Source organism: Candidatus Planktophila limnetica (assembly GCF_002288365.1).
GTDB classification, from domain to species: Bacteria; Actinomycetota; Actinomycetes; order Nanopelagicales; family Nanopelagicaceae; genus Planktophila; species Planktophila limnetica.
Genome location: NZ_CP016782.1, coordinates 1,155,856 through 1,169,806 on the forward strand (window position 1 = coordinate 1,155,856; position 13,951 = coordinate 1,169,806).

Annotated in this window: 14 protein-coding genes, 1 tRNA gene and 1 other RNA gene; 10 read left to right on the forward strand and 6 right to left on the reverse strand. The window is 44.2% G+C overall.

The genetic code is table 11. The features are described 5' to 3' along the window. Nucleotides 1-9 precede the first annotated feature (9 nt). The 3 genes from ftsX to ssrA all read left to right on the forward strand — a co-directional run bounded on the left by ftsX (nt 10) and on the right by ssrA (nt 1,949). Entirely contained in the window at nt 10-912 is a 903-nt protein-coding gene (ftsX, locus tag PHILAsVB114_RS06090) for a permease-like cell division protein FtsX (protein ID WP_095698477.1), read from the forward strand. Nucleotides 913-960: 48 nt separating this feature from the next. Continuing rightward, nucleotides 961-1,440 (forward strand): SsrA-binding protein SmpB, encoded by a 480-nt coding sequence (gene smpB, locus PHILAsVB114_RS06095; RefSeq protein ID WP_095698478.1) that lies wholly within the window; start codon nt 961-963, stop codon nt 1,438-1,440. A 137-nt stretch (nt 1,441-1,577) separates the two neighbouring features. Beyond that, nucleotides 1,578-1,949, forward strand: a transfer-messenger RNA (tmRNA) gene (gene ssrA / locus PHILAsVB114_RS06100). Nucleotides 1,950-1,959: 10 nt separating this feature from the next. Here the strand turns inward: ssrA and PHILAsVB114_RS06105 are convergent. The 6 genes from PHILAsVB114_RS06105 to PHILAsVB114_RS06130 form a co-directional block, all read right to left on the reverse strand. Further along, complete coding sequence (locus tag PHILAsVB114_RS06105; RefSeq protein ID WP_095698479.1) at nt 1,960-2,226, reverse strand: hypothetical protein; 267 nt, start codon at nt 2,224-2,226, stop codon at nt 1,960-1,962. Further along, on the reverse strand, nt 2,226-2,801 hold the full coding sequence (locus PHILAsVB114_RS06110; RefSeq protein WP_095698480.1) for a GNAT family N-acetyltransferase: 576 nt from the start codon (nt 2,799-2,801) through the stop codon (nt 2,226-2,228). Before PHILAsVB114_RS06110 ends, PHILAsVB114_RS06105 begins: the two co-directional genes overlap by 1 nt. A 28-nt stretch (nt 2,802-2,829) precedes the next feature. Continuing rightward, nucleotides 2,830-2,903 (reverse strand) — tRNA-Met (locus PHILAsVB114_RS06115). Between the two features lie 74 nt (nt 2,904-2,977). Continuing rightward, nucleotides 2,978-5,821, reverse strand: coding sequence for a UPF0182 family membrane protein (locus tag PHILAsVB114_RS06120; RefSeq protein ID WP_095698481.1), 2,844 nt, complete (start codon nt 5,819-5,821; stop codon nt 2,978-2,980). Between the two features lie 47 nt (nt 5,822-5,868). After that, nucleotides 5,869-6,648: a S16 family serine protease gene (locus tag PHILAsVB114_RS06125; protein WP_095698482.1), complete on the reverse strand. Its 780-nt coding sequence runs from the start codon at nt 6,646-6,648 to the stop codon at nt 5,869-5,871. Nucleotides 6,649-6,650: 2 nt separating this feature from the next. Next, the gene (locus PHILAsVB114_RS06130; RefSeq protein ID WP_095698483.1) at nt 6,651-6,923 is read right to left on the reverse strand and encodes a hypothetical protein; all 273 of its coding nucleotides are present in this window, start codon (nt 6,921-6,923) and stop codon (nt 6,651-6,653) included. Nucleotides 6,924-7,056: 133 nt separating this feature from the next. Here PHILAsVB114_RS06130 and PHILAsVB114_RS06135 point away from each other — a divergent pair, with 133 nt between their 5' ends. From PHILAsVB114_RS06135 to PHILAsVB114_RS06165, 7 genes are all read left to right on the forward strand, one after another. Then, nucleotides 7,057-8,352 (forward strand): zinc-dependent metalloprotease, encoded by a 1,296-nt coding sequence (locus PHILAsVB114_RS06135; RefSeq protein ID WP_095698484.1) that lies wholly within the window; start codon nt 7,057-7,059, stop codon nt 8,350-8,352. Nucleotides 8,353-8,578: 226 nt separating this feature from the next. After that, complete coding sequence (locus PHILAsVB114_RS06140) at nt 8,579-9,190, forward strand: M48 metallopeptidase family protein (protein WP_095698485.1); 612 nt, start codon at nt 8,579-8,581, stop codon at nt 9,188-9,190. Between the two features lie 127 nt (nt 9,191-9,317). After that, nucleotides 9,318-9,476 (forward strand): DUF5679 domain-containing protein, encoded by a 159-nt coding sequence (locus tag PHILAsVB114_RS06985; protein WP_095698486.1) that lies wholly within the window; start codon nt 9,318-9,320, stop codon nt 9,474-9,476. Nucleotides 9,477-9,660: 184 nt separating this feature from the next. Further along, nucleotides 9,661-10,788, forward strand: a complete 1,128-nt coding sequence (locus tag PHILAsVB114_RS06150; RefSeq protein WP_095698487.1) for a bacteriocin biosynthesis cyclodehydratase domain-containing protein — start codon at nt 9,661-9,663, stop codon at nt 10,786-10,788. 80 nt (nt 10,789-10,868) lie between these two features. Continuing rightward, nucleotides 10,869-12,215: an ABC1 kinase family protein gene (locus PHILAsVB114_RS06155; RefSeq protein WP_095698488.1), complete on the forward strand. Its 1,347-nt coding sequence runs from the start codon at nt 10,869-10,871 to the stop codon at nt 12,213-12,215. A 118-nt stretch (nt 12,216-12,333) separates the two neighbouring features. Continuing rightward, nucleotides 12,334-12,669 carry a hypothetical protein gene (locus PHILAsVB114_RS06160; protein ID WP_095698489.1) on the forward strand — a complete coding sequence of 112 codons (336 nt, stop codon included), beginning with the start codon at nt 12,334-12,336 and terminating at the stop codon, nt 12,667-12,669. A gap of 5 nt (nt 12,670-12,674) precedes the next feature. Beyond that, nucleotides 12,675-13,829 (forward strand): exonuclease domain-containing protein, encoded by a 1,155-nt coding sequence (locus PHILAsVB114_RS06165; protein WP_095698490.1) that lies wholly within the window; start codon nt 12,675-12,677, stop codon nt 13,827-13,829. Nucleotides 13,830-13,951 lie beyond the last annotated feature (122 nt).

Below are 13,951 nucleotides of genomic sequence, written 5' to 3' on the forward strand. Positions count from 1 at the left end.
GGTTAGCAAATGCGCGCACGTTTCCTATTAGGTGAAGTTGGTATCGGGCTTAAACGAAACTTCACCATGACATTTGCAGTCATTGTCACGGTTGCAATCTCGCTCTCATTGCTTGGAATTGGCTTACTCTCAAATTCTCAAGTAAATGCCATGAAAGATTATTGGTATGACAAGATCGAAGTTTCAGTATTCCTCTGCGGTTCTTTATCAGAATCACCATCATGTTCTGCAGGAATCATTTCTTCTGCCCAGCGCCTCCAGATACAAAATGAATTGCAGAAGATGCCAGTTGTAGACACTGTCTATTACGAATCTCAATCACAGGCCTACTCACGTTTTCAAGAACGCTTTAAGGATTCAGCTATTGCACAAAATGTGACTGCAGATCAATTGCCAGAATCATTTCGTGTGAAGCTCAAAGACCCACAGCAATTTCCAGTAATTGTCAGTGCATTCTCGGGTCGTCCAGGAATTGATTTAGTACAAGATCAAAGAACAATTCTTGAAAAATTCTTCCGATTACTTGCTGTTCTCCGAAATGGTGCCTTACTCGTTGGTCTTGCATCAGTCCTGACTGCAGCACTCTTGATCAGCAACACACTTCGCATCGCAGCCTTTAATAGACGTCGCGAAACTGGAGTGATGAAACTTGTTGGCGCATCATCTTGGTCGATTCAACTTCCATTCTTACTCGAAGGTGTCATCTCTGCGATTATCGGTTGGGGCTTGGCAACAGGTTTACTGGCCCTCCTAAAATCCGTAGTTGATTCCAAAGTTGCACCACTTTTGACCTTTACTAAGTTTTTTGGCTGGGGCGAAGTGTGGGTTGCATCAGGTTGGCTCTTGCTGACGGGACTTACTGTTTCGGTTCTGGCTTCATTGGTAACTCTTCGCCGCTATCTCAAGGTTTAATTATCTCTTAACAACCGCATTGGTTGTCTTATCAGGGGGTGATGTGCGATGGTAAAAGAAGTTGGTCGCAAAGTCATCGCACAAAATAAGAAAGCTCGTCATGATTATTCAATCGAAGATGTTTTTGAATGCGGAATTGTTTTAACCGGTACTGAAGTTAAGTCACTTCGCATGGGTCGTGCTTCACTAATTGATGGTTTCGCAATGGTTAATAAGGGCGAACTCTGGTTAAGCGGGGTACATATACCTGAATACACCCAAGGTACCTGGACTAATCACACACCGCGACGCGATCGTAAACTTCTTGTTCACTCAGCAGAGATTCGCAAACTATCTGCTCGTATGAAAGAAGGCGGACTCACTCTTGTTCCACTCTCGCTCTATTTTAAAGATGGCAAAGCGAAAATCGAACTTGCAGTTGCAAAGGGTAAGAAAGTTCACGATAAGCGCGCGGCACTTATGGAACGTCAAGCAGGTCGCGAAATAGAGCGCGAAGTTTCTCGTCGCCGCACCGGAAAAGATTCTTAATCTAGTTAATAGGCTTAGTTTTTACCCCGTTTTGTATCTTTTTTTATTCAGCCTTACACTTATCTACTCATTACTTAAAGCACGCAATGTTTTAGTAATGAAAAAACTAAATAGTGGAAATAGCTTTCCACACCCATGGGGGTGAACGGTCTCGACTTTGGAAGTTGATTCAGGGGAAGCGGGCCGAGGAAGCCAGGATGATCTCGTTAACCAAAAACCTGTGCAAAAAATAAGTGCAAGTACAACTCGCACTGATTACGCCCTAGCTGCATAAGCTAGCCCCGTAATCCGTCAGCTCAGATTCCGTCTTCGGTCTGAAACCTGGCGTCGCTAGAAGACTTTTTCTGCAGTGGCGTTGCGAACACTGTGGAAGAACCTTTTCGCAAATGAGTTCGTCGAATACTTGTGTGGATGAGATTCGGAACTGAGAAAACGTTAATCACACTACGCCCGTAGAAGCCCTGTTTTAATCCCGAAGGACCCGGGTTCGATTCCCGGCACCTCCACCATTTCTATAAATTACTTTCTTTTGAACTCACGCTTAAGTGCAAACGCACTAGCCGCAATTGCAAAGAGCGCCATTAACTTTGCGCCAATTGCAATGCCTTGAAGTAAAAGCATTACCCCTAAACCAATTCCAATTGCACTAAATTGGCAGATAAATACTCTTCTGAGAGTGTTGGTAGATCTTTTCGTCGTCTTTATAAATGTTAAACCAATTGCCAATGGTCCTGAAAGAATTAAGACAAGCAACAAAACTCCCACAAACAAAGCAAGTGATTCCATTATTGCAACCCCACCCAATTATTTTGTAGTACCGCGTATACGTCCATATCAATTATTGAACCATCGTCGCGAACAACTCTTTGACGAAGCAAACCTTCATGCTCATATCCTGCCCGTGTGACAACCTTTTTTGAAGCTTCATTGTCATGATCAATCATTGCTTCAATTCGATTCCAGCCCATCGTTTCAAAGCCAAAATTAGTAAGTACTTTTACTGCGGTCGTGCCAATGGATTTTCCGCGAAATTCTTTTGTAATCCAGTAACCAATTTCGGCGACTTTATTGTTAAAACTTGGAGAATGAAAAGAGATCACACCTGCTAATTCGGGTGCGACGCCATGGTTACTTTCGACAATGAATCTAATCTCGCGCTTGCTTTGTAATCCCTCAGGATCTAATTGGCGAACAAAAGCCTGTGCATGTTCGAGTGTGTAATCTGCGGGAACAGTTGTGAAGTGCGAAATGAGTGGATCTTGGCAAGCATTAAAAATGCTTTCGATATCGCTCTCACGTGATGGGCGCAGAGTGATGTTGCCATATGTAAGTGTTGGAACTTCACTGGGCCACCAAATCATGGCTTAACAATGCCACAGACGAATCTAGTAGCGGGGGCAGGATTTGAACCTACGACCTCTGGGTTATGAGCCCAGCGAGCTACCGAGCTGCTCCACCCCGCGTCGGAAGGCTTATCGTAAGTGAGCAAGCAGTAATAACCAAATCCATCACTGTGTAGCGGGATTTAGATGAGAAATTACTTTTTGCTTTGCGCAGAAATTGCCGCAGCAATCGCTGACTTTAAGCGATCTTGCGCTTTTCCATACGCAGTGAAATCACCCTTAGCAAGTGCTGCTTGTCCATCTGCAAGTGCTTGTTTTGCACTTGCAAGTGCATTAGCTAAATCATTTGTTCCAGTTGTTGGTTTTCCTGAACCAGTTGATGCACCGGATTCTGATGTTCCAGAGTTACCAGCAAATACTTGATCAAGTGCACCCTTAAGAGTGTCGCTATAACCAATCTGATCACCGAATGAAACCAATACTTTTTGAAGTAATGGATACGCTGCAGCGTTTGCTGTTGCTCGCACATAAACAGGTTGTACGTATAACAAGCCACCGCCCACAGGAAGTGTTAATAAGTTACCGAGCACAACATCTGATCCACCCTGGCGTAGCAATGAAAGTGAATTTGCAACTTCTGGTTTGGCTTCAAAGTTGGAAGCAACTTGTGAAGGACCAGCGACGTTGGTGCTTCGTGGCAATTGCAGAACAGTTATTTTTCCGTAATCAGGACCAGCCTGTGAATTAACAACTGCAAATGCTGCCAAGTTTTCACGGCCACCACGTGGTACGAATGGTGTGGTCAATGAGAAGGCTGCTTTGTCAGAACCAGGCAACTGCATGGTCATGTAATAAGGAGGTTGGTTTCCAGCGTTAGCGCCAAATGTTGATGGATCGCGAGGTACGCGCCAGAAATCTTGTCCACCATAAAACGCTGCTGCGCTTTTAACATGGTAGGCACTCAAAATATCGCGCTGAATTCTAAACATATCTTCTGGATAACGGATGTGCTCCATTAACTGATCAGACATTTCTGACTTTGATTTAATGCTGTTAGGGAAGGCTTTTGACCATGTCTTTAGAACAGGATCATTCTCATCCCATTGGTACAAGCTAACTGTTCCATCGTAGGCATCAACAGTGGCTTTTACAGAGTTACGAATGTAGTTAACTGTCTGATCTCCCTGTGCAGTAATAGATGTTGAGTTAACTGTCAGTGCATCAGTTGTTGCACCTGAAAGAGTTGTCTTGCGTGAATATGGATATCCAGCACTGGTTGTATATCCATCGATGATCCAAAGAACGCGTCCATCAACGAGTGCTGGATACGGATCTCCATCAAGAGTAAGCCACGGTGCAACTTTTGCAACACGCTCTCGTGGGTTTCTTTCAAACAAAATCTTTGAATCTTTATTGATCAAATTTGATAGCAAGATACGTTGTTCTTGATACTTCAAGGCAAAAACTAATTTATTGAACAGCGATCCAACTGGAACTCCACCTTTGCCTGAATATGTAACGTTCTTTTGCCCATTTGCAGATGCGTCATCTGGATAATCGAATTCAACTGGTTCTCCAGTAGTTGTTCCACCAATAATTGAGTAATCCGGCACGTTCTCACCGAAATAAATACGTGGTTCGAATTCACCAAGTCCCTTTGTTGGAGGTAAATCTCCAACAACAAAGGATGGCTTTCCGTCTGCATCTCGAACATTTCCGTATGCTGCAACGAAACCGAATCCGTGTGTGTAAACAAGGTGGTCGTTAATCCAGTTTCGACTTGGGTTTCCATCGATGTTTAATTCACGAACTGCCACGATTGTGTCGTATGAAACTCCGTCAACTTTGTAACGATCCACATCGAGTGTTGCACCAAATGTGTAATACGGCTTAATTTGCTGAAGCTGTCTAAAGGTGGCTGAAAGTACATTTGGATCCATTAAACGGATATTTGAAATAGTTGCTGAATCTTTTGATAGCTGCCCGGCTGATGCATTAAGTGTCGCTTGAAAATCCTTTACTTCAACAGCAGATAAACCGAAGGCATCTCGTGTTGCATCAATATTGCGCTGAATAAATGGCGCTTCCTTTGAAGACTCACTTGGCTTTACTTGGAATTGTTGAATAGCTGCGGGATAAATTCCTGCAATTAATACAGATGAAATAACAAGAAGTGCTGTTCCGGCAGCTGGCAATAACCATGACCTGCGAATGATGTTGGCAAAGAAGAGAAGTGAACAGATAGCAGCGATTCCCGCCAAAATAGCTTTAGCTGGCAAAAGTGCATTGACATCTGTGTAAGTCAAACCTGTAATTAATTTATTGTCTTTCAGGGCAAGTGCGTAACGGTCTAACCAATATGCACCAGCCTTAAGAAGAACAACCAAACCAATTAATACAGAAAGCTGCACGCGAGCTGCAACTGTTGTGCGCTCTTGTGCAACTTGTGGACGAATACCACCATATAAATAATGCACAACTGCTGAGCCAATAATTGCAAAGACAAGTGTAGAAATTGCCCAAGCAACTAATGCTTGATACATCGGCAACTTAAATGCAAAGAATGAGATATCTAAACCGAATTGTGGATCTACCACACCAAATGAAGTTGAATTCTTAAAGAGCAACCATGTATCCCAGAGTTGAGATGCAGATGATCCACCGAAGTAAAAGAGAACGAGTGAAAGTCCGACAAGTACAAGTCTGCGAATAGGCTCGATCTGAGAACGGTAACGCTCGAGGTTGTCGGCTTCTACAGTCAGTGGAACATATAAAGGTCGCTTACGAAAAGCTAAATAAACATTTAACGTAATAATCAATGATGTTGCAAAGCCAGCAACTACAAAGACAGTTGCCTTTGTCAGAAGAATTGTTGACCAGACTTCAGTGAAGTCAACTGATCTAAACCAGAGCCAATCGGCATAGAAGCCACTGAGGCTTACGAGTGCAACGGAGGCAACCACCAAGATTGCAATAACAATTGGAAGTGGTCCGCGACGACGGCGATTAAAGTTTAAATTCGGGAAGCTACTAGTCATGAGTTAAAGATACTGAACTCGGTGCCACTTCTGCCACTTGGGCTAAATCAGGCACTTTGAGCGCAGGACATACCTATTTCTTCTGGTGCACTATTTGCAGAAAGGGCCTTCACCGCATCCTCGATCGTGCTAATTGCAAAGACGGTAATGCCTTCTGGAATCGATCTGATTTCTGAACAATTTGAACGGGGTGCAAGAAAAACTGTCACACCGACTCGTTGGGCCGCAATTAATTTTTCGTCAATGCCGCCAATTGGTCCAACTTTTCCTAAAAGATCAATTGTTCCGGTACCCGCAACTTTTCTTCCTCGTAACAAATCTTGTGGAGTTAACTCTTCAATCACACCGAGGGTAAAAACCATTCCTCCACTGGGGCCACCAGTATCTTTTACATCCAAAGTAATCAAATCTGGATCAACGCTGGTAAGTTCTGGATAATTTTTCTTTACATATGCACGTGCAACTATTTTTGCTTTATCTTGCGAAGAAGTCATATCTACTTTTGCTTCTTTGTCTAAAACCTTTGAGCTCACGTTATCTGGATACACCGCAGAGCGAGGATAAATTCGAGAATTTCCATTAACCCAGCCATACACAATTTCACCTGAATACATAGATGCCCCTGGGCTCGTCACTCGAATGGCTAGCAAATAAAGTGACCCACTTGGTTTGTAAGAGTTTTCAGATTTAATTGAAATGACTTTGTCTAAGACATCTGTTGCGCCACCTGGCATTACAACAACGAAGGGCAGCGGGGCGAAAAGTGCAAAACCAAAAAAGATAACGATGATTGCTTTAACCGCAATGGGTAGCGATGAATAGCGCATTGCTATAGCGGTGTGCGATCTTGGTTCGAAGGTGGAGATTGAAATGGTTTTTGGGGTGGCAATTCATTTGCTGTTGGATCATTACGATTTACAGGAGTCTGGTTGTTGGGATCTCTAAATGTGCTTTGGAACTGACTAAATTTGCCAATTGAACGAGACGTTTCAGATTCAAAACGATCTTTAAACTTCGTAACCCACACCACGTAACCCAAAGCGCCAATCAAACCCGCAGCAGGAATTACCCACCAAATAAGGGCTACGAAAGAACTGGACATGTTCCTAGTCTAGAGGTTGAAGTGCCCATAAGTTCAATGGAATTATTTTCTTTCACCGCGCGTTATAGGTGTTACCACCCGTACGATATGAAGAACAGATAATTAGTTAAAAGGATTAAGGGGAAAGGAAGTCATGTCAGCATTTGGTTTCACCCCAGATGATGGTTCAGAAGAGAACCCAAATGAGATGACCCCTGAACAACTGGCAGCAATGCTCGCGCAAATGCAGGAACAAGTCACAGAACAATTCCAAAAACTAGGAATTAATCCTGCAGGATTTATTAATCCTTTTGCCGCTGGAACTGAATCACTTCCAAAGAGCATTGTTCGAGATACTGCAAAGAAAATTGTTTCAAGTGCTGGCTCTCTTCCCGTTGGCAACACTGATACAACCGTTGTCGCACAAGCCAGCTCTATTGCTCAACTCTGGCTAAATGAAGCCACTGACTTTGCACCCATTACAGCGGCTACTCAAACCCTGAGCCGCTCAGATTGGGTGGATTCAACCCTTGCTGGTTGGCAAATAACCGTAGAGCCACTTGCATCTGGTTTAGCCGCTGCTGTTTCTGAACTGATGCAGCAAGCAATTAACGAAGGCCAAGCGCAGGAAACTCCGATGCCAATCGAAACAATTGCGACTCTGCTTCGCTCCTTTATTAGCGCTCTTATTGCAACGCAATTGGGGCACTCAGTTGGTGCACTCGCATCATCTGTTACCGGAATTCACGATGTTGGTTTGCCGCTAGTTGATCCTGCAATACCTGCGTTAGTACCTGAAAACATTGCACTGTGGTCGCAAGATCTTGAGATTCCTAAGAGTGAAATAACACTCTTTCATGCAATCCGTGAAGAAGCAGTAGCGCGTTTATTTGAGAGCAATCCATGGCTAGTCTCTTATATTCGCACCGCAATTTCTGAATACGGAAAGGGCATTCACATAGATATTGATGCCATACAACGCCAAGCGCAAGAGGCAATGGAATCTGGAAATATCGATCCCAATAATCCTGAGAGTTTCTCTCTTGCAATTGGTGAAGGAATGTTTACACCCGAAGAATCACCAGCACAGCGCGCTGCACTGACAAAGTTAGAAACTGTCTTTGCTTTAATTGAAGGATGGACTGATGAAGTCACAACACTTGCAGTAAGTGATCGACTTCCATCCATCGATGCACTTCGTGAAACATTTCGCAGACGTCGCGCAACATCGGCGCCAACTCAACAATTATTTAAATCACTCTTTGGCCTTGAAGTCTCACCACGTATGTCCCGTGAAGCTGCACACTTCTGGAAAGTCATCCGCGAAAAAGAGGGTGTGAGCGCGCGAGATAAAATCTGGTCATCGCTTTTGCCATCACCGGATGATTTATTAGATCCTGAAGGTTTCTTAAAGAGCACTGAAGTTCCCGACGACTTATCTTCTCTCTAAAAGAGAAAAGCGAAGTCCCCGGGCGCACACTCTTTATCTGCCTTCCCCTTGCAGATATAGAACGGTTATCCGAGGACTTCGTAGTCGCAAAGTACGACAGAAGAGAGTCAGAATCAACTGAACACCGCTTTGACAACAGGACTTTTTTTGTTGTAATGCAAATATTTTTCGGCGTTTTATTACGTTAAATAAGTTGTGAAATCCCTTCAACAGGTAGCGTTTGGCTATGACCCTCAACCACTCCATTACACATTCACTTGGAGATGGAGATGGTGACGTCGAATCCACCCTTCCAGGAATCTCAGAGGGTGAAATAGTTGTATTGAGATCCAAACGCCGCAAAAAAAGTATCTCTGCCTATCGCCAAGGTGGACGAATAATTATTTCGATCCCTGCACGCATGAGTAAGGCTGATGAACGAAGCGTTATCCCCGAGATGATTGCCAAAATACGTGCTCAGGAGGCCGATGAATCACCATCTGAAACGATTTTGTTGGATCGAGTGACGCAATTGCTAGATCTTTATGCTCCAGAAATAACTCAACGTCCTCAATCGATTAATTGGCGAGCGATGCGCGAGCGCTGGGGATCTTGCACATCTGTTGATGCAACGATTCGGATTTCAGATCGCCTCAAGGGCGCTCCGGCCTATGCCCTTGATTACGTCCTCTTTCATGAAGCGATCCATCTGCATCACTTCGACCATGGCCCAGAATTTAAGGCTGTGCTGGCCAGATTCCCTGAAGAAGGGCGCGCTGAGGCCTATCTAGAGGGCTTTGAGGCCGCTGAACGGCGTTACATGCCGCCCACGGTGCTGCCAGGGGCACAGGTCCTGTAAAAAACTTCCCACAATCACGCGTGATATGAGCGCTATCGAGCGTGAGCGGGGGTATCGTCATGCTTGCACGCCTGCCCCTTATTGGGAAAAAACCCATAGGCAAGCATGCGTCGAACGGAGGAAGAAAATGGCAGAGACATACAAAGGTGACGCTTATTGCGTTAAGTGCAAAGAGAAGCGTGAATTCGAGGGAACCGTAAAGGTCTCAGAGTCCGGTCGTCGCATGGCACAGGGCATCTGCCCAGTATGTGGCACCAAGGTGAACCGCATTCTCGGTAAGGCTTAATACAAGCCCAGCTAAAAGCACTTTTAAGAAAACCCCCGCAGGCAGATATTGCTTGGTGGGGGTTTTCTTTTGTACTGGTGCAATTTGTAACGCCTTAACTACGCAACGCAATGAAATCACGTGTTCGTGCACAGATATTAATGGAGCCAAATTCCGGCTTAGAAATTACCGCCATTGTGCGCAGATGAAAATACAAACAGTAGCTACGCCAACCCTTGATTTATTACAAATCCGTCCACGCCTTAAAAGAGGCGCAATTGTTCTCTCACTATCTGATTCGCTCATCGAAGGAAATCGCGTCTTTATCGGGTGTAATGGATCCGGAATCGAGTGTGAAGCACTTGGAATTAAATCAATTGTCACCGCATTTGATGGCAAGAAGAGCGCGCAGGAAATTGCTGAAGCGCTCGCGATTAGTACGGAAATTGTCTGTGAGGTTATTGGTCAATTACTCAGCGCCGGCCTAGTCGATTATTTAGTCACACCGATTATTGCGCCAGGTCGTTTCAAAGAACAAGATCAGAGCGCCGATGCTGGTTATATTCAATTGCAATCAAAAATCACTCCAGAGTTATCTGCAACAACATGGATCCCCGGTGTTATCGATGGTGGAGTTGAAGTATTAACGAATCGTCGATTGGCACTAATAGAAATATCCGGAGAAAACAGAGTTGCAACTCAGTTATACGGACTTTTGCTTGCAAGTGGTGTGACACAAACAAAGATGGCCTCTGCTTCTAGGCGAGATCGTGCACGTATTGGCAACCAAGATATGTGTGCAGGATTGTTAACAAGTAGCGATGTTGGTTCAAATTTTCAGCACACTCTTGAAGATAAGGCTCGTGAATTGGCGCTCTTTCCAAATAAAGACAAATCCGTTGCAGAAGATATCCCAGAAGTTTTCCTAAAAATCTTTATTGGCAATGGTCATGAAGCACTTATTGCACAGAGCATGAGCGAAGATGAAATTCATTTAATTGTTGCGGCCCCCGATGGACCATCCATAGATGTTGGCCCACTTGTGATTCCGGGCAAAAGTGCGTGCTCTCGGTGCATAACACTTGCCAGAAGCGATCAACATCTGTTGTCGCGCGAAATAGATATCTTCAGAAGTACGCACACAGAGTTAGAAATACCTGTATCTATTTCACACTTTGTGGCGGCGCAAATTGCCTCTGAAATTCTTAAATTTATTGATACAAAGAAATCTGCTCTGCTCTCAGCTCGGGTGCGTACCAACTATCTCGATGTGTGTAATCCTCAACACATTCGCTTTGCACGCCATCCATTGTGCGGATGTTCTTGGCGTTAATTCGCCCTTCACTTGCGCACCATTAACCACCCGTACTTTCTCAAGATGCCAAGTGAGAGATTTTCTTCCAGAATAAGCCCATGCCCGAAGACAAAGTTCACGAAACAGAAATCCCTCGTTCTAGCGCTGTGCGCTCGGCGAAGATGGTTTCTATTCCACTAGGTCTTGCAGGACGTGGAGCACTCGGTCTTGGTCGTCAATTAGTTGGTCAATCGGGTTCTGTTGTACTTGCAGAGATCCAAGAAAAAACTGCAGAACAATTATTTAAAGTTCTTGGCGAATTAAAGGGCGGCGCCATGAAATTTGGACAAGCGCTCTCTGTCTTTGAAGCAGCGCTTCCAGAAAATATTGCAAAGCCATATCGCGAAACTCTCACAAAGTTACAAGAATCCGCACCACCGCTTCCTACTCGCGTTGTTCATAAAGTGCTAGCTAAAGAACTCGGTGAAAACTGGCGAGATAACTTTGCAAGCTTTGAAGACAAGGCAACAGCCTCGGCTTCCATTGGCCAAGTGCACAAAGCTGTATGGAAAGATGGTCGCGTTGTTGCTGTAAAGATTCAGTATCCAGGCGCCGCAGAAGCACTCATCGCCGATCTCAATCAGATTCAACGCTTCTCAAAGATCTTCCAATTAGTTTTACCTGGCCTTGATATGAAGCCACTTCTTGAAGAACTGCGTGCTCGCATTATTGAAGAAGTTGATTACATGTATGAAGCAGAAGCACAGACCACATATGCCGCGGCATACGATGGCGATCCGGATATTGCGATTCCTAAAGTTGTTATGGCATCGGATAAAGTCTTGGTCAGTGAATGGCTTGAAGGAAAACCACTTTCACAAGTTATCAAAAACGGCACACAAGCAGAGCGCAATAACGCTGGGATTAAGTTAGCTCGCTTCCACTTTACATCCCCTATCCGTGCAGGTTTATTGCACGCAGATCCGCATCCAGGAAACTTTCGCGTATTAGCAGATGGGCGCTTAGGTGTACTTGATTTCGGTGCATGTAATCGTTTGCCTAATGGTTTTCCAGAACCTTTTAAGAATCTCTTGAAAAACGCCCTGGATGATGATGCACAAGCACTTTACGAGGGTTTCAAAAAAGATGGGTTTATTCTTCCTGAAGTAGACGTTGCTCCAGAATTAGTTCTTGAATTCCTTGTTCCACTTGTGGAACCACTGCGAACACCAACGTTCAAGTACTCACGTGAATGGCTACGTGATCAAAGCGCCCGCGTTGGAGATCCTCGTAATCCCACTGCAAAGATTGGTTTTCAATTAAATCTTCCTGCTGAATACGTATTAATTCACCGCGTAACAATGGGCACTACCGGAATCTTCTGCCAACTAGAAGCTGAAGGCCGTTGGCTTGATGAAGCAATTATTTGGCTGCCGGAGATTACGCCTTCTTCGCTGGCTCGTTAAAGTTCTTAACTTGGTGAGGCGAAGAAAACTAGTAGAAACCCTTATGTCCGGTAAAAGTCTTGGGCTACATTGAGGGCTAGACGCAGGGATACTTAAAGGAAAAGGGGCACCGCTAGCTATGGGAATTTTTGGAACAAAGGCATCTAGCGAACCCAACATTAGAATAATTAAACAAGGCGCAGGAAGCCGCGTACTGGAATTCTCTGAATTCATGGACCAGGAGATGAAGAAACGCATTAAGTCTGGCGTTCTTGAATGGATGGACAAGGTAGATATTTTTGAAGCCTTCTATATCCCTAAGCGTGAATCAGAAGGGTGGATACCCATCAAAGGCGGAAGAAACGATGGAGACAGATTCAAAATTACATGGCAAGTTGGCAATGATGTAATTGTGGGGGCCTACAACGACGGGGAATCTACGGTTACTGAGCGCTTGAAGAAGGTGAAGAAGTAGAGAATATGAAGAGATTCGCAGTAATTGATACAGAGACCACCGGGTTTGGAAAAACAGATCGATTGGTTGAGATTGCTGTCGTTCTCGTAGCGGGCAACGAGATTGTTCAAGAGTGGGAGACTCTAATAAATCCCGAAAGAGATATTTCAAATTCAAATATTCACGGAATTACATCAGAACTCGTTTCATTGGCTCCAACTTTTGCAGAAATTAAGTCTGAACTTTCAAGATTTATAGACGGAACAGTAATGGTCGCACATAATATTTCTTTTGATCAAAGAATGCTGGAGCAAGAATTTTCAAGAGTCAAAGAAAACATCGACCTCGGTGTTGGTTTTTGTACTTTACAAGCGACCAAACTTAAATTAGAGGCCGCATGTAAAGAATATGGGATAACTAATGTTTCTGCTCATAGAGCATTAACTGATGCCCGCGCCACCGCACTCATATTTATCAAGGTACTTGAGCAGCTAGATTCCATGGAGGGATTAATACCGATATCTGTTCAACATGACTCTCAGGCAAAATCACCACAACTTCTCTCCCGCGCTGCACTATCTCAAGATCACAAATCAGGGCAGCAGAATCTGCGTCGGATTATTCGTGGCCTAGGGCCGTCAGAAGAAGCAGGACCCGACCTGTCCTATTTAGATGCCCTCTCTTCAGTCATGAGTGATTTTGCAATTACCACAGACGAATTAAAGTACTTAAATGATTGGGCTGAGACTCTAGGTCTCGGCTCTAGTAAACAGGAAGAACTCCATAGCAGCTTTTTTAATCAGATTGTAAAAGCAGCTGAACGAGATAACTATATTTCCGATACAGAGAAAATGCTTTTAGAAAAAGCCGCCAAAACATTAGGGCTGACATATAAGGCACCCGCAGAGACCGACCAAAAAAATGATCAGTTTTCACTTAAACCAGGTATGAAAGTGTGTTTTACAGGTACCGCGATAGGTAAGAACGGTGAAGAATTAACAAGAGAAACTTTGGAGGTATACGCAACAAAGAAATCTCTCATCCCTGTCTCAAGCGTGACAAAGAAAACGTGCGACTTATTGGTTGCAGCCGATAAATCTTCAATGTCGGGTAAAACAAAAAAAGCAAGAGATTACGGTATTCAAGTTATTTCAGTAGCAGAGTTCTTGGATTTGATTTAACAAAATGTCGCTGATCGTCGATTATTTCTTTTCCTTTCGATTTCTTATTTGATGATAAACGCACAAAGTTGACACTCTTTGACTAGAACTTGGCCTTTCGCATCCTTCTTTAGTGCAGGTGA